Consider the following 26,919-nt stretch of genomic DNA (forward strand, 5'->3'; position numbering starts at 1 on the left):
TCGGTGGCATCCAGAACGACCTTATTGTGGTTGGCGCGAGCCCTCATCCTATCTCCAGTGCGTGACGGCCCCAGTTGCTGAGGCAAACCCCGCCTGATTTTGGGCGTCCGGCAAGCCCGGCCTCAGGCCGCCTCCATCGAAATCGCCACGCCGCCCAACACCGCGTTCCCCGACAACGGGTCGCGCAGCTGGTCGTCCAGCAGGGCGTTGATGTTGGCGCCGGGGCGCTCGGCCGCTACCGACAGCTGGGCGCCGGGCAGGTTGTGGCCCCAGCCGTGCGGTAGGCTCACCACGCCGGGCATCATCTGGTCGCTGATGTGGACCTGGGCCTGCACACTGCGCGTGCCGTTGCGCAGCGTGGCCATGGCGCCGTCGGTCACACCATGGCGGGCCGCGTCATCCGGGTGGACCAGGGCGGTGCAGCGGAACGGGCCTTTGGCCAGCGTGGGCAGGTTGTGCATCCAGCTGTTGTTGGTGCGCACATCGCGCCGACCGATGATGACCAAATCGGGCGCTGGCCGGCTTAGATCCTGCGCGGCGCGCTGCAAATCTTGTAGCAACAAGGTCGGTGCCAGTTCCACCTTGCCGCTTGGTGTGCGCAGCATTTCGGGGATACGGGGCTGCAGCTCGCCCAGGTCTATGCCACCGCTGTCGCCAGCTGCCATCACCTTGGCCAGGTTCAGCCCTTCCGGCTTCTGACCGAACTGGTCGCCATACGGGCCGCTGCGCAGTGCAACTTCCAGCGTGCGCTGCGGGCCACGCAGGCCTTGGGTGGCTGCCACGATGGCGGCCGCATGCGGGCCAAACATGCGCTGGGCATCTTCTTCAAACTGGGCGTCGTCCAGTGCATCTGCATCCGCCTGCGCGCCTTTGCCTTGGACGATTGCGGCGATCTTCAGCAGCGTTTGCCATTCGTCCGGCTGGCCTTCGGGGCGCGGCAGCACCGGCGGGCTGTAGCGCGCATGGTTGCGCCAGGACAGCTGGGGGAAGGCCACGTCGTAGTGCAGGTCTTCCAGCGGCGAGAGGCCGGGCAGGATTACGTCGGCATGGCGCGTGGTTTCGTTGAGGTAAATGTCTAGGCTCACCATGAAGTCCAACTGCTCCAGTGCGGCCGACAGGCGCGGGCCGTTGGGGCTAGAGAGCACGGGGTTGGTGGCCACGGTGATGAGGGCACGGATTTGCCCCTCACCCGGCGTTTCAATTTCTTCGGCCAGGCAGGTGATGGGCAGCTCGCCATAGACCTCGGGCGCGCCGCTCACGCGGGCGTGGTGCCGGCCCGTGCTCACGCCTTTGCCTACACCCGGTTTACCCGCGGTGTTGCTGGCAAACGCGGCGGACTTGGCAAACAACATGCCGCCTTCCATGTCCAGATGGCCGGTCAGCGTGTTGAGCACATCCACCAGCCAACTCGCCAGCGTGCCGTACTCCTGCGTGCAGGTGCCAATGCGCGCGTACACCGCGGCGCGTGGCGTGTGGGCCAACTGGCGTGCCAGTGCGCGGATGGTGTCGGCCCCCATGCCGCAACGAGCGGCCACGGCCTCGGGGGTGAAGGGGGCAATGGCGGTCTTGACCTCGTCCGTGCCATTGACCCACTGCGCCACCCGGCCCAGCGTCACCAAGCCTTCTGCAAACAGGGTGTGCACCATGGCGGCCAGCAAAAACACGTCGGCGCCGGGGCGGATGAAATGGTGCGTGTCGGCGATGGCTGCGGTCTCGGTGCGGCGCGGGTCGATCACGATGAGCTGGCCACCACGCGCCTGCAGCGCCTTGGCTTTGCCCTTGAAGTCGGGCACGGTCCACATGCTGCCGTTGCTGGCCAGCGGGTTGGCGCCAATCACCAGCATCAGGTCGGTGCGGCTGATGTCGGGCAGGGCGGTGGACAACCAGTGGCCAAACATCAACCCGCTGGCCAGCTGTTTGGGCATCTGGTCCAGCGTGGAGGCCGAAAACACATTCTTGGTACCCAGCGCACGCGCCAGCTTGCCAAAGTAGGTGAGCAGGCCAATCTTGTGCGCCGACGGGTTGCCCACGGCCACGCTGGTGGCGTTGCGCCCGTGCGCCGCAATGAGGGGCGGCAGGCGTTTCTCGATCTCGGCAAAAGCCTCCTCCCAGGTGGCTTCCACGTGCACGCCGCCTCTCTTGATGCGTGGGGTGCGCAGGCGGTCCGGGTCTTCGTGCAGGTCTTTGAGGGCAATCGCCTTGGGGCAGATGTAGCCGCGGCTCAGCACATCGGCTTCGTGCCCGCGGATGCTGACGACCTGCTGGTCGCGCACCTTGATCTCCAGGCCGCAGCAGGCCTCGCACAGGGGGCAAATACGGTGGTGGGTGGTCTCGCTCATGGGGGGCCTCTGGGGTTGGTCGCGTTGCTGCGGCATTTACGCATGGCACTGGCCCGCTGTCGATAACGCAGGCGACAAGGCGCCTCCGCACAAACCCTAGTTCACAGCGCAGCGGTGGGTGCGCACCAGCGGCAAGTGCAGCGTGAAGGTGCTGCCCTGCGGGCCCGATTCCCAGCTGACGCGCCCACCCACGGTCTGGGCCCGGCGCTGCTGGTTGTGCAGGCCACGCCCACCGGGTTTGGCCAGGGCGGCGGCCACGTCAAAGCCCTGGCCGTTGTCCGCAATCACCACCTGCACCGCGTCGCCCTGGCGCGCCGTGTGCACGCGGATGGTGGTGGCGCGTGTGTGGCGCAGGATGTTGGCAATGCTCTCCTGCACGATACGCAGAATGTGCAGCGCGCTGGACGGGTCCAGCCACGTCAGCGTGGGTAGCTCCTGCACCTGCCAGTCCAATTGGATGCCGGTACCCTCCAGCCGCGGCTCCAGCCGAAAGCGCAGTGTGGCCAGCAAGAGCAGCAGGTCGGCCTCTACCGGCTCCATGGAGTCGATGGTCAGTTTGAGGTCGTCCAGGCAGTCCTTGAGGATGTGCGAAATCCGGGCGTCGCTCAGACCGCCGTGCTCCACCGAACGGATGGCGCTGATCAGCGTGGAGCCCAGGCCGTCGTGCATGTCCTGCATGAGGCGCTGCCGCTCCCGGCTCAGGGTTTGCTGCAGCTCCACCTCGCGCAGGCGCTGGTGGCTCTGCTCCAGCTCGGCCTCACGGGCCTGCAGCCGGTCTGCCAGGTTGGCGTTGAGCTCTTCCACCGCGCTGATGGCGTGGGTGTAGCGCCGGTACATGAGCCCGCCGAAGACGAGAAAGGTGACCGCGTTGGCGTAGGCACCGAAGTACAGGCTTTCGGGGCTGACGAAGTTGTTTTGCAGCAGCCAGTCCGACAGGCCAAACAGGATGCAGGCGACAAAACCGCTGGCCACCAGCCGCCCTTCGCGCGAGGTGCGCCAGGCTGTCACCCCGCCGACCAGCGCGACGATGGTGCCCATGCTGCCCGCCAGTGCGTAGACCAGGGGGGTGACCTTGGCAGTGTTGGGCAATACGGCCAAGGCCGGCAGTGTTAACACGCCCACCAACAGCGTGGCACCCAGCACACCGCGGTTCAACCAGCGCTGCGGGCGGCCATGCACCATGCGCAGAAAAAAGTGCACCGTCACCACCAGCCAGAACAGGGAGTTAACCGTCAGCCAGGCAAACCAGTCGTTGCTCACGGGCCGGTCCACATAAAAATGCAGGCTGCGTAAAAAGGAGGTGGCGGCCAGGGCAAAAAACAGCAGGTAGCCGCTCTCGTGCCGGCGCCGCAGCCACACAAAAAGTGCAAACACGCCCACTGCCAAAAATGCCGCGCTGAGCAGGGCCGGCAGTTCCAGCTGCAGCCAATGGCGCAGGTCATGGCGCCCGCGCAGTGCCGCTTCGGGGCCTAGCCAGAGCGAAGACACCGCGACCTGGGTTTTGGCCGCATGTTCCACGCGTAGCAAGATCTCGTGCACCGGCTGGCTGCTGGTGTGTGTATCCAGCACCCCCCACAAAGGGGTGCGCGTGCTGTTCCACAAGGGGCCCTGCGCCTGGGCGCGGTGCACCAGGCGGCCATTGAGGTACACGGCAATGGTGCCGTCGGTCTTGATGCGCGCGCCGTACAGGGCCAGCACCCCTTCTGGGGCGGGCTGCGGCGGCACGGCCACACGCAACCAGGTCACGCGTGCCGCGGGTGGGGCTGCCGCGCTGCCTGCCTGGCCCAACAGGGCAATCGGCAGTGCCAGGGGCAGGGCCACGGGCTGCCAGTGGGGCGCCAAGGTGCTGCTGTCTTGGGTGGCAGGGGGGGCGCTGAAAGCCGGGGCCTCTTGCACCTGCCAGTCTGCCTGGGTGAGGTGCAGGGCGGCATTTGCAGGGTTGGGTGTTGTGCCTTCTGCGGTGGCAGACAGCCAGGCGCTGGCGGCCACGGCCGCGGCCACTAAAAGGGCAAACAACACATAGACGAGGCGGTGGCGGGTGGCCATGTGTGTGCCCATTCGCCCTAGTCGGGCAGCAGGCCCATGGTCCTGGCCTCGTAGATGGCTTCGGCTTTGGAGTTGACTTTGAGCTTGCTGTAGATACGCCGCACAAAGGTGCGCACCGTGAAGTGGGACAGCGCCATGAGCTTGGCGATCTCGTGCGTGGTGAAGCCCTTGGTGATGTAGTCCAGCACCTCTTTTTCGCGGGCTGACAGCGGTGACGGCATGTCGGGGGCAGTGCTTTTGGGGCTGGGTGTGGAGCCGGGGGCCTGGCGAAAGCGCGCCAGTATCTGCCGCGCAATGATGGGGCTGATGGGGCTGCCTCCGCTAGCCAGGCTGCGAATTTCGTCCAGCACCTTGGCCGGCGAGCTGTCCTTGAGCAGGTAGCCCGCGGCCCCGGCTTCAATGGAGCGCATCACATGCGTCTCGTCCCCAAAGGTGGTGCTAACCATGATGCTGCAGCTGGGCCAAAGCTGGACTGCGGCCTGGATGACGGCGATGCCCGAGCCATCGGGCAGGCCCAGGTCTACCAAAAGCACGTCGGCCGGTGGGCCCTGCAGCAGGGCCAAGCCCGCGGCCCGGGTGGCAGCCTGGCCTGCCAGGTGCATATCCGGCGCCGCTTGCAGCACCCGAGCCAGTGCATCGCTGAAGCTGGGGTCATCTTCAACGATGGCCACGTGGATAGGGTGGGCGTCTGGGGCGGGCGGCTCGAATTGCATCGGACCGACATTGTCCAATGAACGGCAGGCGTGTTTGTAGCGCGTTTTGACTACAGACAAGGGCAGGGCGTCTACCTATCATCGCGCAGCTGGATTTCGTCAGCCTTTGCCACCGCCCTTCCTAAGGAACACCCCATGCCTATCCGGACCGTCTTGTTGAATGGGGGGGCTGCAGCGTGGCTGCGTGCTCTGGTGCTACTGGGGCTGGCCTTGTGTTGGGGCGGCGGCGTGTCTGCGCAGTCGCTGGGCAACACGTTGCGGACCAACCAGTCCATCAAGACCAACCAGTACCTGGAGTCGACCAACAAGACCTACCGCGCCACGGTGTGGCCCGATGGCAATTTCATCATCCATGCGGTCAACGTCAATCCCTGGCGTGAAGTCTGGTCCTCCAAATCCAACAACACGCGCGCTGCCAACGGCACGGTGGTGATGCAAGGTGACGGCAACCTGTGTATCAACGGCCCCAGCGCATCGGGCGTGTGGTGCAACTACAGCAATGGTGCGGGTGGCAGCTACTTTTTGATTCTGCGGGATTCCGGGGACATGGAGGTCTACCGTGGCGACCCTGCCAACACGGGCGCGGCCGTGCTGGTCTGGACTTCGTTGCTGGACCCGGTCTATTACTCGGCCAAGTACCCTGATTTGAAGAACGCCTTTGGCGGGGACGCCCGGCGCCTGATGGACCACTGGATTACCTATGGACGCCAGGAGAGCCGCTCGCCCAAAAACGGCATCAGTGACGAAGGCCGCCAGCGCGCACTCAGCGTCAATCTGGACACGGTGTTTTATGCCAACAAGTACCCCGACCTGAAAAATGCGTTTGGCTACGACGCAGGCCGGCTGTACGAACACTGGATGAACTACGGCATGCGCGAAGCACGCATGCCCAACCGCGCTACCGACGAACTGATGGCTCCGCCACCACGTTCTGCCAACGGGCGCGATGTCATGCGTTTGGGCGACTGGCTGAGCCAGGGCGAGACCATGTGGTCGGCCAACCGACGTTTTCGCCTGGACCTGCAGCCCGATGGGCAGCTGGTCATTTACGAAGGTAACCCTAGCAACAACAGCCGCCGCTGGTTCCAGAGCCATGGGGGCATTCCGGTTGATCCGCAGCGCCAGTACCACATGGTGATTCAGCCCGACGGGCACTCGTGCACCTACCAGGGCACACCGACCGCCAACCGCGGCTTTGTGGGATGTTCGCCATCGGGCGCCGGTGGGCCGATTGGGCGTTATTTCCTGGCGCTGCAGGACGACGGCAACCTGGTGGTCTACAAGGGCAACGGGCCGAATGACAATCGCGGGTGGATTTGGGACCGCATCACCACCAAACCGTCGTCAGGTTTCAACCTGCGGGCCGTGGCCGAATCGGTTACCACCTTTGTGGTGAACACGGCCAATACGGTGGCGGGGGGAACCACGGCTGCCGCCAACACGGTGGCCGGGGGAACGGTGGCCGCGGCCAACGAACTGGCGCGTGAAGCCACCAGCGTGGCCAACCAGGTGGCGACCGGCACGGTGGACGTTGCCAACAAGGTGGCCAACACCACCGAGAAGGTTGCGGTGACGGTGGGGCGCTCTGTGGAGCAGGGCGGCAAAGTCGTTGGTAAGGAAATTGTGCGCAACGGCGAGATCGTCGGTTATGCGGTGGCCGATCTGGCGGTGGACGCCTGGAACCTGATCAATGCCAACTGTGGTGTGATTGGGCGGCGGGTGTTTCCCCTCGATGCCTACTTCAAAGGCACCAAGCAGGTGTCTTCTCTGGTGAGCACCTACGGCAATGCCGACATGAAGAAAAAGATCAACGAGGCCAACCAGTGTTTCGAACAGGCGCAAGACGGCTTCTACTGTGCCTTCCCGGCAGAGCTGGCCAAGATCGTGAGCCAGTCGGCCCAGATCCCCGGCAACATGATCAACCTGAGCACCCGCGTTTTCAACGAAGCCAAAACCCAGGAGTGCCTGATTGCGGGCGCTTCGACCATCACGTTTGGTGCCATGGGCCTGCAGGTGTGTGCACTGGGCAAGGTGGTGGTCCACGATGCGCAGAAAGCCTACGCATGTTTCACCGCGGCAGAGGCCAAGGGTGTGATGACCAGGTTCTTGCCAGCGGGCTCTACCGGGAGCGGTTTCCCCTCCAAGGCCGCCTGCGAAGGTATCGGCGAGCTGGCGTTCTCGGTGGCAGAAAAAGTGGTCACCAATGGACTCAGCACCGAGGCCAAGGCCGCTACGGCTGCAGGCAAGAGCCGCACCATGGCCATCGTTGCGGACCAGCTACTGACCGTGTATAAGATCGCGGGAAGCGCATCCACCTACAACAACCTCGTAGGTGAGCTGGACACAATGCCCGAGTGCAAAGACTGAGCCATGACTAACCTGACCATGAATCCCCCCTTGCTTTTTCCCCAACGTCGCACGGATCTTCCCATGCGCAGTGCGACCACCTTGTTGTCGGTGCTGGTATCGGTGGGGCTGGTCGGCTGTGAATCTATGGGCAGCCTGGCCAAGAGCGAGCAGGAAAGTCCCCTGACCAGCGCACAGCCCAGGACCAACCTGTACAGCAGCATCCCCAAGGACAAACTCACCACCGCACCACGCATGCTGGCGGCCGAGGGCATCAAGGCGCTGGATGCCAAGGACTTTAAGAAGGCCTCGGACCTGTTCAACCTGGCGGTCAAGACCGACATGTCCAACTCCTACCTGCACTTTCTGAATGGCGTGGCCTACCAGATGCGGGGCCTGAGTGGCGAAAGCAGCTTGTTTGCGCTGGCCGAGCAAGGCTTTGAGATGGCCACGCAGTTTGATGCGTCCAACTGGCTGGCCCGCTACTACAGTGGCTTGCTGGCCATGCAGCAGCGCGACTTTGGCAAGGCCAAGCAGCGCCTGGCCGATGCCGCGCTCTATGCGGGCAACGAACCCGAGCTGTTGTACGACCTGGCCGTGGCTGCCTACTACGACCGTGACCCCAAAGTGGCTGCCGCCGCACTGGAGGGCTTGCGCACGCTGATGGACACCCGACCCGAAGACCCGACCGTGCTACGCGCCTCGGCCATCGTGGCGGCCTCACTGAACAACAAGGTGGAAGCCGAAAACTACCTCACCCGCTTGCGCAAGGCGGCGGTGGGGGCCGAAGACGTGAAGCAGGTTGAAGTACGTGTGGACTCCTGGCTGCGCTCTTACCAACGCGCGGGCATGATCAAGACGCAAACCCGCAGTGGTTTTCCCTTTGGTTCCGGCAGCAGCGCGGCCCCGGCGGGCGGCGCCTTCCCTGGCAGCACCGGCAACGCCGGTTTTCCGGGTGCGGCGGTCAACCCCTACGGTGGTGCATTGCAACCGGGTGTCCAGGGCATGCCCGGTATGCAAGGCATGCCAGGCATGGCCGGTGGTACTGGCTTTGTGGAAAAACAAATGGCGGTGGTGGACGTGAGCATCATCAGCACCGAAGAAGACAACACCCAGGCCATGGGCGTGAACCTGCTGGATGGCTTGAAGATCCAGTTTGGCAACCCGCTCACGCAGACGCCGGCCTTTGCCAGCAGCGGTACCAGCAGCACCACGACGGACAACATCAACGCCGGCAACTCCACCGGCACCAACAGCAGCGTCATCACGCGCCTGATCCAGGTGCCGGCGCTGACCTACAGCCTCAACATCGCCAACGCCAACGCCAAGCGCAACGAGGTGCTGGCACGGCCCACGCTGGTGGCCCTGGGCAACCTGCCGTCCAATTTTTTCTCGGGCCAGGACATCGTGGGCGCTGCGGTGTCGGGTGGGCAGGGCAGTTCGGTGCAGATCCAGAAAGAAGTGGGCGTGAAGCTCTCGGTCACGCCCGAGTTCCTGCCCGACAACCTGATCAAGCTCAATGTGGTGGCCGAGCGGACCTTTCTGGCCATCCCCAGCACCAGCGTGAAGTTCGACTTCCGCCTGGACACCAACAAGACCATGGTCAACGCCAATGTGGTCATGAAATTTGGCGAAACGCTGATCCTTTCGGGTCTCTCCGAGCGCGACCAGACCAAGGACCGCGATGGCGTTCCTGTGCTGCAGGACGTGCCTATCGTGCAGTACCTGTTCTCGCGCAACGTGACGCGTGACTATTACAAGTCGGTGCTGATTCTGCTCACGCCGCGGCGTACCCAGTACACCAACCGCGCCGAGGCGGACATTGCCGCCGAGCGCGCCACCATGACGCCCAGCGAGGTGGCCATGGTCGAGTTTGAAGACAAGTACAAGCCCTGGTTCAAGCCCACCCCCAACGTGGGCGAGATCACCCAGGCGCTCGAGAGCGGCACGCTGTACCGCGAGTTCCGCACCGGGGACATAGCCGCTTCGTGGAAACGCATAGAAACCACGGAAGACCGTTTGCGCGCCGCCGTCCGCTTTCTGTACTACTGATGCGGGCCTGGTGTGAAGCACCTTTTATTTGTGCTCCTGTGCTGCCTGTGGCAGCCCGCGTTCGCCCAGACCCAGACCCAGGCTAAACCCGCTTCGCCAGAAGCCATCGCGCCCGTGGTAGCCGAGCGCCTGGCCTGGACCGCGCTGCGCGGCCACGCCATCGACCTCTCGGTCGGCGCCGATGGTGCGGCCTTTTCGCTCGACCCGGAGGGGTTGGTGTGGATGCGCCGCCCCGGGCCTGCCAGTGGCTGGGTCAACCTGCCGGGTGTGTTCGCGCGCATCGACGCGGCCAACGAACGCAGTGCCTGGGCACTGGACGCGCAGGGGCTGGCCTGGCGCTACAACGGGACTTTTTGGCAGGCGGTGATGAGCCCCGCCGCCACCGATGTAGGCGTGGGCCCCACGGGCCAGGCCTACCTGGCTACGCGTGATGGAGCGCTGTTGCGCTGGGATGCGCGCCAGGGATTTGTGGCTGTAGCGGGTGCACCTGCCGGTGTGGCGCGGGTCGATGTGGACGACCGCGACCTGCCCTGGGTGGTGCTGCGCGACACCACACTGCAGCACTACGACGGCCGCGCCTGGGGGCGCCTGCCGGGCCAGGCACAGGACATTTCAGCCGGGGTGCGCAACAGCGGTTTCATGGTCAGCACCGCGCAGCAGCCGCTGCGCTGGAACGCCGCTGTGGGCGCCTGGTCGCCTCTCTTGGCCGTGGCCTCGCTGGTGGCCGCAGGGCCTGACAACAAACCCTGGATCGCCACCCCCGATGGCCAGATTTTTACCAACGACACCGGCAACCCGGCCAAGGCGAACCGACTGGCGGTGGAGTCCAGCGTGTTCTCGCGCAGCTACGTTTGGCGGCGGGTGCAGGGTCGGGCCAAGACGCTGAGCATCGCGGCCAAGGGCCAGGTCATGGCGCTGGGGCCGGATGGTGAGGTCTGGCAGTGGAAGGGCAAAGACCTTTGGCAGCGCCTGCCCGGCACCTTTGAGCGCATTGCCGTGGGCCCGTCGGGCAACGCCATGGCGGTCACGGCCCAGGGGCGCATCTACAACTGGCGCGGCTCCCAGTGGCTTGAAGCTACCGGCCAGGCGTTGGACGTTGCCATCACGCCGCAGGGTGCCGCGTGGATTTTGCTGCCCAACGGCAGCCCCGCCTACTGGGACCCGCAGGGTGGCTGGCTCTCGCTCAACGCCCCCAGCACGGCGGTGCGCCTGGCTGTGGGCTCGTCCAATGTGCCCTGGGTGCTGACGCGGGAAGGCCTGGTGCAAAGTTATGAAGACGGTGCCTGGCAGCCGCACGAAGGCGTGGAGGCCACCGACCTGTCCATCAGCCCCGAAGGCACGGTGTTTGTGGTGCGCAAGGACCGCACACCAGCGCGTTATGACGACTTTCTTAAACGATGGGAATCCATCACTACCGAGGCAGTGGCCATTGCCGTGGGGCCGGGCGACAAGCCTTGGGTGGTGAACCCGCGCGGCGAGGTGTATGCCTCATCCCTCTTTGAAGAGGCGGCGGTGCCGGGCGGCGAGTGCAGTGCGGCCGTGGGTGGACGGGTGCCCGATTTTCGGCAGGCCGACTTTCGCCAGCTGCAGGGCGCGGCGCGCCACATCGCCATCGGCAAAGACGGCAATGTGATGGTGGTGGACACCGACAGTAACCTGGCCCAGTGGCGCAACCTGAGCCAGCGTTTTCGCAGCTTTCCGGGGCAAATGCAGCGCATTGCCGTCGCGCCGGATGGCAAACCCTGGGGCGTGACCGCCAAGGGCGAGGTCTGGCGCCACGATGGCAGCAAGTGGCTGCTGGTGCGCAGTATTTTCACGGCACGTGATGTGGCGGTGGCCTGCAACGGCACGGTCATGGCTGCGGCCAGCGACGAGTCGCTCTACCTGTACAAGCCGGCGCAGGATACGTTTGAAAAGGTGATGACGCCGCGCCTGGACGACCCGGCCCCCAAAGGCAAAAAACTTGCGCTCGACCCCGCCGGTCGGCCCTGGACCATCCGTGACGACTGGGTGTACCGCTGCGATGTGCAGCCCTGCGAGCGCCAGGCACTGCGCGCCAAAGAAATTGCCATCGGCCCTGAGGGCACACTGCTGGCGGTGGACCTGGACGGTGTTCTGCAGTCCTTCAACGCCCGCGACAACCGCTGGGACCGCACCGGCCTGATGGGCGTGGTGGGCGTATCCATTGGCCCCGGCGGCAAGCCCTGGGTGGTGCGCAATGGCACCGAGGTCTGGGCCAGCGCACTGTTCAACCGCAAGGAAGACCGCGACGACATCACCGCCGCCGCCACCCCCAGCACGCCGGTGAACACCACCACCGCGGTGTCGCCGTTTACCTTCTCCACCACATTGGTGTTTGACGAGGTGCCGGACCTTAATCAGCCAAGCTCCCCTACCTGGGCGCATTACCTGGCCATTGGCGCCAGTGGCAAGGTCATGGCGGTACGCCGTGTGGGCTCGGATTCGCTGGTGGCATATGACGCCAGCAAGCGGGGCTTTGTAGCCACTGGCCTGGCCATGCCGCCCGGTGGCGAGGTGGACGGATTGGCCATTGGTGTGGCCGACAGCCTGTGGGCCTGGGTGCACCCCGTGAATGGCTCGGTGAACGGCAGGCTGTGGACCTACAAAAATGGTGGCTGGCAGGCCGTAGGCGGTGTGGCCGCCATGGGCATCAGTGATGTGCCACTGCCGGCCTTTACCAAGCGCTGGCTCGACGTGGCCGCCCCGGCCGATGGCAGTGTGTATGTGATGGGGCCGGACACGGGAGGCACGGGCGTGCAGGACAGCACGATGTACCGCTACAACCCGGCCAGCAACCAGTTTGTGGTGACCAGTTTTCAGCTGCCTGGCAATGAAGACGCGCTCGCTGTGGAGCCCTCGGGGCCGGTCTGGCTGGTGCGCTCGGACACCAACAGCCCCTTCACGCGCCGCGCCTTCCAGTACCTCAACAATGCCTTCTTCGAGCGCCCAACGCCGGCCGGGCTCACGTTGTGCCCGACCTTCCCGGCCTCAGACCGGGCGGTGCCGGGTTGCATAGCGGCTGGCGCCAATGGCTCGGTATTTGCCATTGGCCTGCAGGGCAGTGCGCCGCGCCTGCTGCGCTGGAATGCAGCCAGCCTGCAGTGGGATGTGGTGGTGACTTCGCCCGCGGTCACGCAGATCCGCTACCTGGCCGTGGCCACTGACGGTCGCCCCTGGATGGTGGCCAGCACCGATGGCACCAATTACCGGGTCTTCAAGGCCCGGTAATCCACCGCTGCTACCATGAAGGCATGACTTCACAGGCTTCTGCAGCGCGTGCGCGCATCGTCATCATTGGTTGTGGTTTTGGCGGGCTGGAGGCAACCAAAGCCCTGCGCCACGCCAACGTCGACATCACGGTGGTGGACCGGCAAAACCACCACCTCTTCCAGCCCCTGCTGTACCAGGTCGCCACCGCAGGGCTCACCGCCCCGGCCATTGCCGAGCCGATTCGCCGTATCTTCCGCCGCCAGCCCAATGTGACCGTGTTGATGGCCGAGGTGACGGGGCTGGACGCCCAGGCCCGTACCGTGCAGTTGGGCGATGGGCAGACCCTGCCGTACGACCACCTGATCGTGGCCGCAGGCGCCACCCACAGCTACTTTGGCCATGACGACTGGGCGGCGCATGCACCTGGCCTCAAGACGCTGGAAGACGCGTTTGTGATCCGCCGCCAGATGTTGATGGCCTATGAAAAGGCCGAAAGCCTGCCCGTGGACGCACCCACTGTCGAGCGGGATGCCTTGCTTACTTCGGTGGTGATTGGTGCCGGCCCCACCGGCGTGGAAATGGCGGGCACCATGGTGGAGATTGCACGCCACACGCTCAAAGGTGAGTTCCGCCGCTTCCAGCCCCACAAGGCGCGTGTGCTGTTGATTGAGGGCGGACCGCGCGTGTTGGGTAACTACCCGCAGGCGCTGAGTGAGAGTGCCCAACGCCAGCTCGAAAAAATTGGCGTGGAAGTGCGGCTGGGTGCCCGTGTCACGCACATCGACGCAGATGGCATCACGTTGGAAGAGGGCGGGCAAACCCAACGCATAGCCGCTGCCACCGTGGTTTGGGCTGCCGGCGTGGCCGCGTCGCCGCTGGGCAAGGTGGTGGCGGCCTCTACTGGCGCCACGCTGGACCGCGCTGGCCGCGTGCAGGTGCTGCCCGACCTGAGCTTGCCCCAGCATTCCGAGATCAGTGTGGTGGGTGACCTGGCTGCCGCCTTCAGCCATGTGCCCGGCAAAGACCCGGCACCCGTGCCCGGCGTGTCACCGGGCGCCAAACAAATGGGCCGCGCCGCGGCCGCCAACATCCTGCGGCGCATGCAGGGGCTGGCCGGGTTGCCGTTTCGTTATGTCAACTACGGCGACCTGGCCACCATTGGGCGCAAGGCCGCGGTGGCCGATGTGGGTGTGCCGCTGCTGGGCCAGTTACGTTTTACCGGCTTCCCGGCCTGGTTGTTTTGGCTGTTTATCCACGTGTTTTTCCTGATCGGGTTTCGCAACCGCCTGGTCGTGATGATTGACTGGGCCTGGTCGTACTGGACCTTTGAGCGCCACGCCCGCATTGTGGTGAAGCAGGACAGCTGACCCGGCGCGCCCCTGCCTGGTGCAAGGCAGGGTTGATGTGGTTTTTCGCTGCACGCGGCGGGCAATCGCGCCACAATGGTTGTTGTGTTGTTTGCCACGCTGTCACAGGAGAGTTCCATGCCCCACGCTTTTGCCTCCACCCTCAAGAACTTCAAGACCGCCTCTGGCAAGGTCGGCAAGTTGTATTCGCTGCCCGCCCTGGCCAAACAGTTTCCCAACATCAAGCGCCTGCCGGTGTCCATGCGCATCGTGCTGGAAAGTGTGTTGCGCAACTGCGATGGCAAGAAAGTGACGGCCGAGCATGTGGCCGAAGTCGCCAACTGGAGCCCCACGGGCCACCGCACCAACGAGATTCCGTTTGTTGTGTCCCGCGTGGTGCTGCAAGACTTTACCGGCGTACCGCTGCTGGCTGACCTGGCAGCCATGCGCAGCGTGGCCGTCAAGCTGGGCAAGAACCCCAAACGCATTGAGCCGCTGGTGCCCGTGGACCTGGTGGTGGACCACTCGGTGATGGTGGACCATTACGGCAAGAAAAACTCGCTGGACCTGAACATGAAGCTGGAGTTCCAGCGCAACCGCGAACGTTACGAATTCATGAAGTGGGGCATGCAGGCCTTTGACACCTTCCGCGTCGTGCCCCCCGGCTTTGGCATCGTGCACCAGGTGAATCTCGAATACCTCGCGCGTGGTGTGCACAAGACGGCCAAGGATGTGTACTACCCCGACACACTGGTGGGTACCGACAGCCACACCACCATGATCAACGGCATTGGCGTGGTCGCCTGGGGCTGCGGCGGCATTGAAGCCGAGGCCGCCATGCTGGGCCAGCCGGTGTACCTTTTGACGCCCGACGTGGTGGGTTTTGAGCTGACTGGTCGCCTGCGCGAAGGCGTGACCGCCACCGACCTGGTGCTCACCGTGACCGAAATCTTGCGCCAGCACAAGGTGGTGGGCAAGTTCGTGGAGTTTTTTGGCGAGGGCACGCGCACGCTGGCTCTGCCAGACCGCGCCACGATTGCCAACATGGCACCCGAATACGGCGCCACCATGGGCTTCTTCCCCGTGGACGAAAAGACCATGGACTACTTCGCGGGCACCGGCCGTACCAAGCCGGAGATGGAAGCCTTTGAGGCTTACTTCAAGGCGCAGGGCCTGTTTGGTGTACCCAAATCAGGTGACATCGATTACTCGCAAGTGGTGAAGCTGGACCTGGGCAATGTGACGCCCAGCCTGGCCGGTCCCAAACGCCCGCAAGACCGCATCGAGCTGGGCAAGGTGGCCAGCCAGTTTGAATCGTTGTTCTCCAAGCCCAATGCTGAAAACGGCTTCAACCAGAGCGCCGCCGTGTTCCATACGCGTCATCTGGCGCGCACCTGGGACGAGCCATTGAACGTCAAAGTGCCCAAGGCACCCGCCACGCCACCCGGCGCCCCACGCCAGGTGGTGGAGATGGAAGGCAATAAACCCACGCTGGCGGCCAACCACGCGCCCAACACCGCCACCACGGCCGTGGCCGCAGGCAGCGGTTCGGACCTGACCATCGGCAACGGCGACGTGTTGATCGCCGCCATCACCAGCTGCACCAACACCTCCAACCCCAGCGTATTGCTGGCAGCGGGCCTGCTGGCCAAGAAGGCGGTTGAGGCCGGGCTCAAGGTCAAGCCCCACATCAAGACCAGCCTGGCGCCCGGCTCGCGCATCGTCACCGAATACCTGACCGAGGCCGGCCTGCTGCCGTACCTCGAAAAACTGGGCTTTGCAGTGGCAGGCTACGGCTGCACCACCTGTATCGGCAACGCGGGTGACTTGACGCCCGAGCTCAATGAAGTCATCACCACCAATGACCTGATTTGTGCCGCCGTGCTCTCGGGCAACCGCAACTTCGAGGCGCGCATTCATCCCAACCTGAAGGCCAACTTCCTGGCCAGCCCGCCGCTGGTAGTGGCCTACGCCATCGCTGGCACGGTCAACCGCGACCTGATGACCGAGCCGGTGGGCAAAGGCAAGGGCGGCAAAGATGTGTACCTGGGCGACATCTGGCCGACCAGCGACGAGATCTACAAGCTGCTGAAGTTTGCGATGAAGGGTAAGGCCTTCCGCGAGAACTACGCCAAGGTGAAGACCGAGCCCGGCAAGCTGTGGGACAAGATCAAGGGCGTGGCCGGTCAGGCCTACAACTGGCCTACCAGTACCTACATTGCCGAGCCACCGTTCTTCGCCGATTTTGCTATGGATTCAGTAGCTGCTCGCGCAGGTAGTACGGGGGCTGCAGGCCTAAATGGCACTGAATCCTCGGTGCAGGGTGCCCGCATCATGGCGCTGTTTGGCGACTCCATCACCACCGACCACATCTCGCCCGCAGGCTCCATCAAGGAAAGCTCACCGGCCGGGCAGTGGCTGCTGGCGCATGGCGTGCAAAAGGCCGACTTCAACAGCTACGGCGCGCGCCGCGGCAACCACGACGTGATGATGCGCGGCACCTTTGCCAACGTGCGTATCAAGAACCTGATGATTCCCGCCGACGCCGCCGGTTCGCGCGAGGAGGGCGGTGTGACCATCTACCAGCACGACGGCCCGGACCAAGGCCACAAGATGGCCATCTACGACGCCGCCATGCAGTACGTGGCGGACGGCGTGCCCACGGTAATTTTTGCGGGTGAGGAATATGGCACCGGCTCCAGCCGCGACTGGGCCGCCAAGGGCACGCAGCTGCTGGGCATCAAGGCCGTGGTTGCCAAGAGTTTTGAGCGCATCCACCGCAGCAACCTGGTGGGCATGGGCGTGCTGCCGCTGCAGTTCAAGGGCACAGACTCCTGGCAGTCTCTGGGTCTCAAAGGCAATGAGCGCATCGACGTGATCCCCGACGCCAACCTGACCCCGCAGAGCGACGCCACGCTGCGCATCACGCGCGCCGATGGCACCACCCAAACGCTGACGCTGACGTTGCGGGTGGACACGCCGATTGAGGTGGACTACTACCGTGCCGGCGGCATCTTGCCGTTTGTGTTGCGCCAGCTGCTGCAGGGCTAAGCGATCCTGGATTCCAATGTGGCAAAGTGCCGGACCAGCAGGTCCAGCGCATGGCGCACCTTCGCCGGTTGTTCCCCGCGGCGTGCCGTGATGGCGTAGGCCTCGTAGTCCGGTGGGCTCCAGTCCGGCAGCACCGGCACCAGGCGCCCATCGGCCAAGGCGCGGCGGTCGTCGTCGCTCAGCACGATGCTGATGCCCCAGCCCGCCACACACAAGGAGTGCAGCGCCGTCACCTGCGTGGCAGACGCCCTGGCGGTGACCTGCACCCGCGCCACCTGCCCGTCGCTGCTGTGCAACTGCAGCAGTTCCTGCCCCGCGGCCTGCGGGCGCCCGCCCAGCCAGTCGTGCCGGGCCAGGTCGGCAGGGTGCTGGGGCCAGCCGCGGGCGGCCAGGTAGGCGGGAGAGGCACACAGCTGCGCCCGCAGCGTGCCCAGTTTGCGGGCCACCAGGCTGGAGTCCGGCAGGCCGCCCACACGCACGGCAATGTCCACCCGCTCCGCAATCACATCCACCAGCGCATCGTCCATCAGCAGCCGCAGGCTGAGTTTGGGAAAGTTGCGCAGCGGTGCCAGGGCCGTGGCCAGCAGGCCACCAAAACCAATCGGCGCGGCAATGCGCAACTCGCCTTCGGGTTCGTCCCGGTGGTGTTCCAGCGCCTGGTCGGCCGCGCGGGCCGCGGCCACCATGGCCGTGCAGCCTTCCACATAACGCGCCCCGGCCTCGGTGAGCGTGAGTTTTCGGGTGGAGCGGTGCAGCAGCGCCAGGCCCAGCGCAGCCTCCAGCTGGCGCAGGTGTTGGCTCACGGCCGAGGGCGTCATGCCCAGTTGGCGGGCCGCCGCACTGAGCGAGCCGCTGGCCACCACCTCGGCAAACACCGCCATACGTTTGAGTTGGTCCATGGAATATGGTCTTATTAATTAGTTTTACTTCACAGTGAAAGCGAAATTTACCGTCTATTCAGAGTGTTGTGAAGTAATCACACTGGCAGCTTCTGTTTCCCGTTCCATTTTCCCCAGGAGTTTTGTTATGAAAATCGCTCTGATTGGCGCCACCGGTTTTGTGGGTACCCCCGTATTGGCCGAATTGCTGAGCCGTGGCCACCAGGTCACCGTGCTGGCCCGCAACCCTGGCAAATTGGCTGCCCAAACCGGCCTGACCGTGGTGGCCGCCGACGCGCTGGACGCCGCCCAAGTGGCCAAGGCCGCTGCCGGCCACGACGCCGTCATCAGCGCCTACAACCCCGGCTGGACCGAACCCAAAATCGCCGAGATCTTTTTGCAAGCCACGCACGCCATCTTTGCCGGCGTCAAGCAATCGGGCGTGAAGCGCTTGTTGATGGTGGGCGGCGCAGGCAGCCTGTTTGTGGCCCCCGACGTGCAACTGGTCGATACCCCCGAGTTCCCCGCTGAATACAAAGTGGCCGCCGGCGCCGCGCGTGACGCGCTGAACCTGATCCAGAAAGAAAACACACTGGACTGGACCTTCCTTTCCCCCGCCATGTTGCTGAACCCCGGCGTACGCACCGGTCAGTACCGCGTGGGTGCCGACGCCCCGCTGTGGGCCGAAGGCGGCGCACCGGGCAGCATTTCGGTAGAAGACATGGCCGTGGCTATCGTGGATGAGATCGAAACACCGAAGCACATCCAGAAGCGCTTTACCGTGGCGAACTGAGGCGAATCGATATACCCATCCTCAGCAATGGGGCTGGGTATAGGACGGATTAAGTTGTGCGTTGCGCTTCAATGAGTTTCAAGAAATTCTTCATATCCGGAGTTTCAGTGTGGCGCGTTTGAATGTGTGGATGATAGGTTTGCTGGTCTGGCCCCCAGTCAAAGTAAATGCCAGTGCGAGGCTCGCAGAGCGACCTGGCGTGTCCTTCGCCAATGGAAACTTTGACCTCCATTAATTCAAACGGTGCTTGCTGACCAACTGCTTTTGCGAATACTTTGAGTGTGTACGCACCAGCGAGAAAGGGAAAGTCCGCGCCATCTTCTGGAAGCAAGAAATGATGGTCAAACGTAACGCCATCTTGAGGAACAAATAGCCCGCTGCCTCGCTTCAGACTTCCTTTCTCTCCGTAAACCCAAATATTGAAATTTTGTTTGGATTCATTGCGCTGCAGAGAAAGAAAAAGGCTTTCAAGGACAAAGCCCCGCTTGGCTGTGCAGTACAGCAATGTCCGCAAATAGACCTTACTCTTGCCGCTATCAAATGCCGACCCGTCAGGGCCAAAGAACACCACGGTGGGCTGGGTCATCATCAGCTGACCTCTTCGGAAGAGGGTTAGCCAAGCGGTAATGGCTGAAACTATCAGCGCGATGAACGAGACAGACAAACTGAGCCAGACGGACATTTCTTCTCCCTAGATTTTGTAGCTGCTCGATTTATAGCTGAATCCTCATTCAGTTCCTATAACGCTATAAAAAAAGAAGCTGCTCACGCAATATCCATGAGCGTTAGCAGCCAATTTGATATAGATGTCCAGCTAGTGCGCATGCCCGTGGTGGTCATGGTCACCCCCGGTCTGCGCCAACTCCCCCCGCGCCTGCCGCCACACCTGCCAACCCCCTTGCAGCGCCAGCGCGGCCATGCCCACGGCGACCAGCAGGTCGGGCCAGCCGCTGCCGGTGCCCAGCACGCCCAGGGCGGCCAGCATCACGGCGATGTTGCCAATGGCGTCGTTGCGGGAGCACAGCCACACGCTGCGCATATTGGCGTCGCCTTCACGAAACGCGTAGAGCATCCAGGCCACGGCCACGTTGGCAGCCAGGGCCAGAAAACCCACCACACCCATGGTGGCAGCATCGGGCACGGTGCCTTGCCACAGGCTCCACGCCGCGCGGCCCAGCACCAGCAGGCCAAACCCCATCATGCTGACGGACTTGAGCAGCGCAGCCCGTGCACGCCAGGCCAAGGCGGCCGACAACACGGCCAGCGAGACGCCGTAGTTCAGCGCGTCGCCGGCAAAGTCAATCGCATCGGCCAGCAGTGACAGGGAGCCGGAGCGCCAGCCGGCCGCCATTTCCACGCCAAACATGGCGGCGTTGATGAGCAGCGCCGTCCACAGAATGCGGCGGTAACGCGCGGGGTTTTGAAGGGTGTCGACGGCAGGGGTTTCGTGTTCGCAGCAGTGTTGGCTCATGTGTGTTCCTTTTGATACCTGCATTGGAAACCCTGAAGCCACTGTAGAGTCAAACCCCTTTTTGCAGCAGGGTGTCTCAGTTGCGGCGGCGCTCTAGCTGGGCCAGCTCGTAGTAACGCGTCTTCGCTTCAAACATGGCCTGGTCGGCCGCGTGGATGGTGGACTCCACCTCGGCCGCGCTGTGGCAAGACGCAATGCCTATCGCCAGACTGAGCTTTTGCCCGGGGTAGAACTGGTTGTTGAGCTCCAGGATGGACTCGATGCGCTCGCGCAGACCCAGCGCGGCACGCTCGTCGCTACCGGGCATCAGCGCCACAAACTCGTCCCCACCGATGCGCGCTATGCACAGCGGCTGCTGGTCGCCTGCGGCCTTGGCCAGCACCTCGCCGGCGCGGCGCAGCATGGCATCACCAGCGGCGTGGCCCTGGGTGTCGTTGACGGCCTTCAGGCCATTCAGGTCCATGGCCACAATGCTCAGCGGCCACGGGCCTTTGCGTGAGATGCGGTTGAGCTCTTCCACGTAGAAGGCGCGGTTGCGCAGGCGCGTCAGCGCATCGTGCTTGCCCAGGTACTCCAGGTAGGCCTCGGCCTTTTTGCGCGCGGTAATGTCCACCAGCGAGACCAGCACCATGTCCCAGTCGGCCTCGTGGCCCGGCATCACGGCAAACTGCATGTGGATGTTTATCAGCTCGCCGCTGAGCGAGTAGTTGACCACCTCGCGCGTTTGCATGGTCTTGCCATTCCACAGGTCCAGCAGCTGGTCGGCAAACGAGACACCCATCTCGCCCTTGAACACCAGGTCCAGCTTGCTCAGCAGGTCGGCGCGGTTGGTGGCGGCAAACATCTCCAGCGTGTGCTGGTTCACGTCCAGCACGCGGATCTGCTCCATGCAGCGGCCCACAAACTCGGGGTGCACGCTCAAAAACACCCGAAAGTCCTGCACGCCCGAGTAGCGCACATCGTCCATCAGCCGCTTCACGCCGCTGAAGTCTTCTACCCACAGCGACACCGGTGACAGGTCAAACAGGTTGCGTGCGTGCTTCTCGCTGCGCTCCAGCAGCTGGCGCGCCTGGGTATGGGTGGTCATGTCTTGCAGCGAGACCATCACACGGTCCCAGCGCGCCTCGTGGCCCTGCAAGATGCGCACATGGATCTGCACATCCAGGCGGCGCCCGTCCAGCGCGTAGTTCACGCTTTGGCTGGAAAACTCTAGCGCGCCATTCCACATTTGGCACAACTCGCTCACCATGCGCTCGAACATGTCGCCGCGGAAGACTTCGGGCAGGCGTGTAATCAGTTCTTCCTGGCTGCTGGCGCCAAACAGGCGCAGGGTCTGCTGGTTCACCCGAAGCACCTGGTAACACTGCGAGCATTGGGCGGCACGCGCTGGGTCGGCGCGCAGGTGGGCTTCCAGATCGGTCACGCCCTGGGTGCGCCATTGGTCAAACAGGTCTTTCAGGGCGCTGTAATCCTCCAGCCACAGAGAGATGGGGGCGGAGTCAAACAGCAGTTCAAAGTCGGTGGAGGAGGTCATGGGCCGGGTGCCAAAAAAAGAGGTCACAAGCAGTGTAGCTGCGCAAAGTCAAACCCCGGCGCACCTACGGCATGGACAATGGCGGACATGGACACATCGATGGTGATAGTGGGTGGCGGGATTGGTGGTTTGGCGACTGCCTTGGCCGCTGCACGTGCGGGCCTGCCGGTGCGGCTGCTGGAGCAGGCCCCTGCCTTTGGCGAGGTGGGCGCAGGCATTCAGCTGGGGCCCAATGTGGTGCGCGTGTTGCAGGGCTGGGGTCTGGGCGAAGCGCTGCGCCGCGTGGCCGCGTTTCCTGCCCAATTGGAGGTGCGCAACGCGCTGACGGCCGCCACGCTGGGCGTGCTGCCACTGGGCGAACAGGCCGTGGCACGTTACGGCGCGGCCTATGCCACGCTGGCCCGGGCCGACCTGCATGCGCTGCTGTTGCAGGCCGTGCAAACCCACCCGGTGGACCTGCAACTGGCCACCACGCTGACCCAGGTGCAGCAGTCTGCAGACGCGGTGCAGTTGCAGACTGCGGCGGGGCAGACGCTGCACACACCTCTGTTGGTGGGGGCCGATGGCCTGTGGAGCCAGGTGCGCCAACACCTGCTGCCGCACAGCCCGCCGCGCGCCACCGGCCACCTGGCCTTCCGGGCCCTGGTGCGCCAAGACGCCTTGCCCGCCATGCTGCGCAGCCAGGTGGTCACCGCCTGGCTGGGCCCCAAGTTCCACGCGGTGCAGTACCCGGTGCGCGGTGGCGAATGGCTCAACGTGGTGGCCATCGTGCAAGGCCATGCCGCGGGCGACCCGCAGTCCTGGGACCACAGCGCCAATGCCGCCGAGCTGCGCGCGCGCCTGGCCAATGCCCAGGCGCCACTACTGGACCTGATCCACGCGATCAACGACTGGCGCCTGTGGCCGTTGTACGACCGGCCGCCCCTGGTCAGTGCCGCACAGCACGCGCAGGGTCGCATTGCGTTGCTGGGCGACGCGGCCCACCCCATGCGGCCCTACCTGGCACAGGGCGCCGGCATGGCGATGGAGGATGCGCAGCAGCTGGTGGCCTCGTTGCAGGCCCTACCGGCCGATGTGCCGGCGGCGCTGGCGCACTATGCCCAGGTCCGCTGGCAGCGCAATGCGCGCGTGCAGGCGCGTGCGCTGCGCAATGGCCAGATCTTTCACCTGCGTGGCCCACTGCGGGTGGGGCGCGACGTGTCGCTGCGGCTGCTGGGTGCGCGGCTACTGGACTTACCCTGGTTGTATGGCTATGGCGCCTGATTCACCATTGGTTTATTTGCTATTTATTTGATAGCTGCTTGCGCAATACCTACGAGGGCTAGGGCACTAAAAGGCTTGTATTTCAGCGCAGTAGGCTGGCGCCTTGCCAGTGGCCCGTGTTGCACAGCTCGCGCACCAGCGCCTGGGTCAGGCGCTCCACCGCCTTGGACGCCACCGACCCCGGAATATGGCCCGAGGCACACAGGGCCAGCGTGCGCGTGAGCGGCGGGCTACCCACCTTGGTGGCGTGCAGCAGGCCGGTCTCTATCTCGTGCTGAAACGGCATCAGCGGCAGCAGCGTGCGCCCCAGCCCGGCCAGCAGGGTGGTGCGCAGGATGCTGATGGAGCTGATGTCGGCCTCCACCTGCGGCGGCGCCAGGCCGGCGCGTGCGGCCGCGTGGTCAATCGTGGGGCGCACACCGTGGGGGCTGGCCGGCAGGGTCAGCGGCAGGGCCAGCGCCTGCTTGAGGGTGATGCTGGCCTTGCGTTTTTTGCCGTCCTGCGCGGGCTCAATCAAATACATCTGCTCACGGAGCAGCGGCGTGGTCGCAAACTCGGACAGCTGTCCGTCGTCAAACAGCACGGCCAGCTGGATCTGGCCGGTGCGCAGCTGCTTGCTCAGGTTGCCGGTCAACTCCTCGGTCAGCTCCAGCTGCACCTGGGGCAACTGCTGGCGCACGGCCCGCAGCAGTGGCAGCGCCAGCGCGTGGGACACGCTGTGCGGAATGCCAAACACCACCTTGCCACTGGGCGCCACGCTGTCGCTGCGTGCGCTGGCAATCGCTTCATCCGCCTGGCGCAGGATGGACACCGCGTGTGGAAAAAACCGGCTGCCCGCCTCGGTCAGCTCCACGCCACGGCGTGAGCGGTGAAACAGGGGCGTGCCCAGCTCGTCCTCCAGTTGGGCCACTTGGTGGCTCAGGGCCGACTGGGCAATAAACACCCGCTCTGCCGCCTTGGAAAACGAGCCGCCGTCGGCAATGGCAAGAAAGTAGCGGAGTTGGCGCAGTTCCATGGGGTGGGGGCAGAGTAGTCCGCCATCGTAGCCTATCCATCTGGATTACAGATGTTTGCATATGAAATGCATATTGGACAGATGGATGGGCGCACCGTCTAATCGCCTCACCCACTCTGCTGCCTTGCACTCTTCGGCTACCCGCCAGAGAGCCAGCCAAACCCGGCGATTGCAGGCAACAGGGGCACTCCGTACCCGGGGTGTCGTTGGTGGGTTGCAGGCAGGCGCGTCTCAGCCTTTGAGCTGCGGCACGGCCATTTCAATCTCGTCCAGCAGCCGCGGCCACAGGCGCTCGCCAATCTGCCGACGGAAGGGTCCGAAGTGGCCAATGCGTGGCACACCCAGGTCGGCCGGTGTCACATGCCGCAGCTCCGCCACGCCGGGCGCGCTGGCAAAGGCCTGTTGCAGCGCCTCCACCACACGGCGCGGGCCAAACACCTTGTCATCGCTGATGGCCCACAAGTGGGCGGTGCCGGTCCAGCGGTGCGCGGTGATTTCCACCGTGGGGTCGCTGGTGAAGTAGCCCGGCATCAGGCCCCAGCGGCTCCAGTCGCGCGCGGCTGCGGCAGGCAGGTCTTCACCCCCGCCTATGGCCCAGCCCGGCAGGCCACCCAACAGGCGCACGCACAGCGGCAGCCAGAACCCGAAGAAGAACAGGGCGCCCAGGCGCTGGTGCCAGCGTGGCCACAGGCGCCAAAACGGCAGCTGCGCTGCCACACCAATGGCTGCGTCAATGGCTTCCAGCCCCTGGCATTGCGCCAGCGCGTGGCCACCCAGCGAATGGCCCACCCACAGCGTGGCCAGCGGCGCACCATCGTCGGCCCGCGCGCGGTGCTGCACGGCGGCCAGTGCGGCCTGCAGGTCTTGCTGCATCCAGTCGCGCATGCTGATGCTGTGGGCCGGCTGCGCGGCCAAGCGTGATTCGCCAATGCCCCGGTAGTCCAGCGTGATGACGGCGTACCCCCGGGTACACAACCAGCGGGCAAAGGCGCGGTAGTAGTGGCGCGGCACGGCGGTGGCGGGCGCCACCAGCGCCACGGCCCGCGCGGGTGTGTGGGGCTCAAATACCGTGGCCCACAGCTGCGTGCCGTCCTGCGCGGTCAGGCACAGGTCCAGCTCGGCATGGCTCTGGCCCGGCGGGGCTTCAAAGGCCTGCGTCAGGTGCTGCATGGCGGGGGTCATGTTGGCCGCGGGCAGCCAGCGTGATGCGATGTCTTGGGTGTTGGTGGAGGTCATGGTGCCATCGTCCCCGGTTTGGCGGTGCTTGACTAGACGGCGCACTGCATGCACTCTGTCAACGTTATGGAACCAAAAAAACCACCCCCTCGCATTGCCCAGCGGGCACCCGCACTGGATGCAGACGCCCTGGAGCTGTTCGCCCGTGTGGCCCGCGCCGGTAGTTTTTCATTGGCAGCGCAGCAGGTGGGGCAGACCCGTGCTGCCGTGAGCCGGCGCATTGCCTACATGGAGCAGCGCACTGGCCAGACGCTATTTTTGCGCACCACGCGTTCGCTGGCGTTGACAGCCACTGGCCGGCGCCTGTTGCCGCATGCCGTGGCTGTGTTGGACGCAGCCGAGCAAGCGCGCGGCACCTTGACGTCGGTGCGCGCTGGCCTAGCTGGCAGCCTGCGCATCACCTCGCTGCCCAGTTTTGGCACCACGGTGCTGCCCCCCTTGCTGCTGAAATTTCGCGAATTGCACCCCGAGGTGAACTACGACCTGATCATCTCCGACCGGCGGGTGGACTTGTTGCGCGAGGGGGTGGACATCGCATTTCGCGTGACCAACCGGCCGCCACCCGACTGGGTGGCCCGGCCCTACCTGCGCTTCCATGTGGGGGCCTGGTGTGCGCCCGGGCAGTGGGCGCCCATGCAGCACCCAGACGAATTGGCCCCGGCGCCCCTGCTCCTGCTGGGCCCGGTGTCCACCAACCCCGAGATGCACTGGGTGCGCCGTGACGGCAGCGACGCCGTCATCTGCGCGCGTGCGCCCGCCGCCGCGCAGAGCGATGACCTGACCGTGCTGGTGCGCCTGGCCGAAGGCGGCATGGGCGTGGTGCTGGCGCCCAGCTACTGCGTGCAAGACGCAGTGGCCGCCGGCCGGCTGGTCGAGCTGTTGCCCGAATGGAGCCTCAACATCCGCCAGGGCAATGCCGTGCAGCTGCTGACCCTGCCGCGCCCGCAGCTGGGCGCGGTGGCACGGGCGTTTGCCAAGTTTGTGCAAGACAACGCGCCAACGGCGGCGCCTGCAGGTTTGTGACTCTGGCCGCCATGGGCACTAGAGAGGGCATCCGGTAGCTGCCCACTATCAAACAGGTTTTTCGATCAATTTGTTTGTGGCCTTGGGCCGGTGATTGACACGGCGCGGTCACACAGGCTGCGCACGATCAATTTCCCCCAAATTTTGGGCTGGCGAGGAGGTTTGAATGGACAGATCGAGTTATCGCATCGAAAGTTCGGACATCATGGTGGGGCCGCTGTTGCCCGCGGCAGGCTCCCACCACGTGCTGGTGCACGACCGTGGGCTGGCAACCGTAGTGGCGGCCAAAAGTGTCACCATTCCGTATGGCCGGGAAATCCGGGTGGTGCTGGTCGCGACGGGGGAGGTTGTCTTCCGCAAGACCGCAGCCTTCACCGGAATCAACGTGGAGTAAAACCAAAGTTTGCTATCAAAAGAGAAGCTGCTCGCGCAATAACTGTGGATGCTAGAGGCCGATTTCTTGATTTCTAGTTCGAATCGCGACATTGGTTGCGCAGTTCCGAGAGTACCTCAGCAGGGGTCTTGAAGCCCAAGCATGCACGCGGTCTGGAGTTAAGCAGGCGTTCAATGCGCGCAATCGAG

The 26,919-nt window shown here is 64.5% G+C and carries 18 protein-coding genes; 9 read left to right on the forward strand and 9 right to left on the reverse strand.

Annotated elements, in window-relative coordinates; genetic code table 11:
• Positions 1-122 precede the first annotated feature (122 nt).
• From C5F53_RS16540 to C5F53_RS16550, 3 genes are all read right to left on the reverse strand, one after another.
• Positions 123-2,339 carry a molybdopterin-dependent oxidoreductase gene (locus tag C5F53_RS16540; RefSeq protein ID WP_105262491.1) on the reverse strand — a complete coding sequence of 739 codons (2,217 nt, stop codon included), beginning with the start codon at positions 2,337-2,339 and terminating at the stop codon, positions 123-125.
• A gap of 96 nt (positions 2,340-2,435) precedes the next feature.
• Complete coding sequence (locus C5F53_RS16545) at positions 2,436-4,385, reverse strand: ATP-binding protein (RefSeq protein ID WP_105262523.1); 1,950 nt, start codon at positions 4,383-4,385, stop codon at positions 2,436-2,438.
• Between the two features lie 17 nt (positions 4,386-4,402).
• Positions 4,403-5,098, reverse strand: coding sequence for a response regulator transcription factor (locus C5F53_RS16550; protein WP_105262492.1), 696 nt, complete (start codon positions 5,096-5,098; stop codon positions 4,403-4,405).
• A gap of 135 nt (positions 5,099-5,233) precedes the next feature.
• Here C5F53_RS16550 and C5F53_RS16555 point away from each other — a divergent pair, with 135 nt between their 5' ends.
• The 5 genes from C5F53_RS16555 (at position 5,234) to C5F53_RS16575 (ending at position 17,124) form a co-directional block, all read left to right on the forward strand.
• On the forward strand, positions 5,234-7,465 hold the full coding sequence (locus C5F53_RS16555) for a hypothetical protein (RefSeq protein ID WP_105262493.1): 2,232 nt from the start codon (positions 5,234-5,236) through the stop codon (positions 7,463-7,465).
• A gap of 63 nt (positions 7,466-7,528) precedes the next feature.
• Complete coding sequence (locus C5F53_RS16560) at positions 7,529-9,496, forward strand: hypothetical protein (RefSeq protein WP_161499954.1); 1,968 nt, start codon at positions 7,529-7,531, stop codon at positions 9,494-9,496.
• 12 nt (positions 9,497-9,508) lie between these two features.
• Positions 9,509-12,745: a tectonin domain-containing protein gene (locus C5F53_RS16565; RefSeq protein ID WP_146097385.1), complete on the forward strand. Its 3,237-nt coding sequence runs from the start codon at positions 9,509-9,511 to the stop codon at positions 12,743-12,745.
• A 23-nt stretch (positions 12,746-12,768) separates the two neighbouring features.
• Positions 12,769-14,094 carry an NAD(P)/FAD-dependent oxidoreductase gene (locus tag C5F53_RS16570; RefSeq protein WP_105262496.1) on the forward strand — a complete coding sequence of 442 codons (1,326 nt, stop codon included), beginning with the start codon at positions 12,769-12,771 and terminating at the stop codon, positions 14,092-14,094.
• A gap of 117 nt (positions 14,095-14,211) precedes the next feature.
• Positions 14,212-17,124, forward strand: coding sequence for an aconitate hydratase (locus tag C5F53_RS16575; RefSeq protein WP_105262524.1), 2,913 nt, complete (start codon positions 14,212-14,214; stop codon positions 17,122-17,124).
• On the opposite strand, the gene C5F53_RS16580 is transcribed toward C5F53_RS16575, so the two are convergent.
• Complete coding sequence (locus C5F53_RS16580) at positions 17,121-18,023, reverse strand: LysR family transcriptional regulator (protein ID WP_105262497.1); 903 nt, start codon at positions 18,021-18,023, stop codon at positions 17,121-17,123. The genes C5F53_RS16575 and C5F53_RS16580 overlap by 4 nt on opposite strands.
• Before the next feature lie 127 nt (positions 18,024-18,150).
• On the opposite strand from C5F53_RS16580, the gene C5F53_RS16585 reads away from it, so the two are divergent.
• Positions 18,151-18,795 (forward strand): NAD(P)-dependent oxidoreductase, encoded by a 645-nt coding sequence (locus tag C5F53_RS16585; RefSeq protein WP_105262498.1) that lies wholly within the window; start codon positions 18,151-18,153, stop codon positions 18,793-18,795.
• A gap of 49 nt (positions 18,796-18,844) precedes the next feature.
• On the opposite strand, the gene C5F53_RS16590 is transcribed toward C5F53_RS16585, so the two are convergent.
• The 3 genes from C5F53_RS16590 to C5F53_RS16600 all read right to left on the reverse strand — a co-directional run bounded on the left by C5F53_RS16590 (position 18,845) and on the right by C5F53_RS16600 (position 21,800).
• Entirely contained in the window at positions 18,845-19,477 is a 633-nt protein-coding gene (locus tag C5F53_RS16590) for a hypothetical protein (protein WP_105262499.1), read from the reverse strand.
• 132 nt (positions 19,478-19,609) lie between these two features.
• Positions 19,610-20,266: a cation transporter gene (locus C5F53_RS16595; RefSeq protein WP_105262500.1), complete on the reverse strand. Its 657-nt coding sequence runs from the start codon at positions 20,264-20,266 to the stop codon at positions 19,610-19,612.
• Between the two features lie 76 nt (positions 20,267-20,342).
• Complete coding sequence (locus C5F53_RS16600) at positions 20,343-21,800, reverse strand: sensor domain-containing diguanylate cyclase (protein ID WP_105262525.1); 1,458 nt, start codon at positions 21,798-21,800, stop codon at positions 20,343-20,345.
• Positions 21,801-21,887: 87 nt separating this feature from the next.
• Here C5F53_RS16600 and C5F53_RS16605 point away from each other — a divergent pair, with 87 nt between their 5' ends.
• Positions 21,888-23,063: an FAD-dependent monooxygenase gene (locus tag C5F53_RS16605; RefSeq protein ID WP_105262526.1), complete on the forward strand. Its 1,176-nt coding sequence runs from the start codon at positions 21,888-21,890 to the stop codon at positions 23,061-23,063.
• Positions 23,064-23,145: 82 nt separating this feature from the next.
• On the opposite strand, the gene C5F53_RS16610 is transcribed toward C5F53_RS16605, so the two are convergent.
• Positions 23,146-24,078, reverse strand: a complete 933-nt coding sequence (locus C5F53_RS16610; protein ID WP_105262501.1) for a LysR family transcriptional regulator — start codon at positions 24,076-24,078, stop codon at positions 23,146-23,148.
• Positions 24,079-24,309: 231 nt separating this feature from the next.
• Positions 24,310-25,314 (reverse strand): serine aminopeptidase domain-containing protein, encoded by a 1,005-nt coding sequence (locus tag C5F53_RS16615; protein WP_146097386.1) that lies wholly within the window; start codon positions 25,312-25,314, stop codon positions 24,310-24,312.
• 66 nt (positions 25,315-25,380) lie between these two features.
• On the opposite strand from C5F53_RS16615, the gene C5F53_RS16620 reads away from it, so the two are divergent.
• Positions 25,381-26,337, forward strand: a complete 957-nt coding sequence (locus tag C5F53_RS16620; RefSeq protein ID WP_161499955.1) for a LysR family transcriptional regulator — start codon at positions 25,381-25,383, stop codon at positions 26,335-26,337.
• A gap of 166 nt (positions 26,338-26,503) precedes the next feature.
• Positions 26,504-26,731, forward strand: coding sequence for a hypothetical protein (locus tag C5F53_RS16625; RefSeq protein ID WP_105262504.1), 228 nt, complete (start codon positions 26,504-26,506; stop codon positions 26,729-26,731).
• The last annotated feature ends 188 nt before the right edge of the window (positions 26,732-26,919 follow it).

The sequence above is a fragment of the Rhodoferax sp. TS-BS-61-7 genome, from assembly GCF_002943465.1.
Taxonomy (GTDB): Bacteria; Pseudomonadota; Gammaproteobacteria; order Burkholderiales; family Burkholderiaceae_C; genus Allorhodoferax.

Coding starts and splice junctions, on each gene's coding strand:
- C5F53_RS16545 (WP_105262523.1), bottom strand. CDS start 4,385: ATGGCCACCCGCCACCGCCTCGTCTATGTGTTGTTTGCCCTTTTAGTG.
- C5F53_RS16585 (WP_105262498.1), top strand. CDS start 18,151: ATGAAAATCGCTCTGATTGGCGCCACCGGTTTTGTGGGTACCCCCGTA.
- C5F53_RS16550 (WP_105262492.1), bottom strand. CDS start 5,098: ATGCAATTCGAGCCGCCCGCCCCAGACGCCCACCCTATCCACGTGGCC.
- C5F53_RS16560 (WP_161499954.1), top strand. CDS start 7,529: ATGCGCAGTGCGACCACCTTGTTGTCGGTGCTGGTATCGGTGGGGCTG.
- C5F53_RS16540 (WP_105262491.1), bottom strand. CDS start 2,339: ATGAGCGAGACCACCCACCACCGTATTTGCCCCCTGTGCGAGGCCTGC.
- C5F53_RS16620 (WP_161499955.1), top strand. CDS start 25,381: ATGGAACCAAAAAAACCACCCCCTCGCATTGCCCAGCGGGCACCCGCA.
- C5F53_RS16570 (WP_105262496.1), top strand. CDS start 12,769: ATGACTTCACAGGCTTCTGCAGCGCGTGCGCGCATCGTCATCATTGGT.
- C5F53_RS16625 (WP_105262504.1), top strand. CDS start 26,504: ATGGACAGATCGAGTTATCGCATCGAAAGTTCGGACATCATGGTGGGG.
- C5F53_RS16575 (WP_105262524.1), top strand. CDS start 14,212: ATGCCCCACGCTTTTGCCTCCACCCTCAAGAACTTCAAGACCGCCTCT.
- C5F53_RS16615 (WP_146097386.1), bottom strand. CDS start 25,314: ATGACCTCCACCAACACCCAAGACATCGCATCACGCTGGCTGCCCGCG.
- C5F53_RS16610 (WP_105262501.1), bottom strand. CDS start 24,078: ATGGAACTGCGCCAACTCCGCTACTTTCTTGCCATTGCCGACGGCGGC.
- C5F53_RS16590 (WP_105262499.1), bottom strand. CDS start 19,477: ATGTCCGTCTGGCTCAGTTTGTCTGTCTCGTTCATCGCGCTGATAGTT.
- C5F53_RS16600 (WP_105262525.1), bottom strand. CDS start 21,800: ATGACCTCCTCCACCGACTTTGAACTGCTGTTTGACTCCGCCCCCATC.
- C5F53_RS16555 (WP_105262493.1), top strand. CDS start 5,234: ATGCCTATCCGGACCGTCTTGTTGAATGGGGGGGCTGCAGCGTGGCTG.
- C5F53_RS16580 (WP_105262497.1), bottom strand. CDS start 18,023: ATGGACCAACTCAAACGTATGGCGGTGTTTGCCGAGGTGGTGGCCAGC.
- C5F53_RS16595 (WP_105262500.1), bottom strand. CDS start 20,266: ATGAGCCAACACTGCTGCGAACACGAAACCCCTGCCGTCGACACCCTT.
- C5F53_RS16605 (WP_105262526.1), top strand. CDS start 21,888: ATGGACACATCGATGGTGATAGTGGGTGGCGGGATTGGTGGTTTGGCG.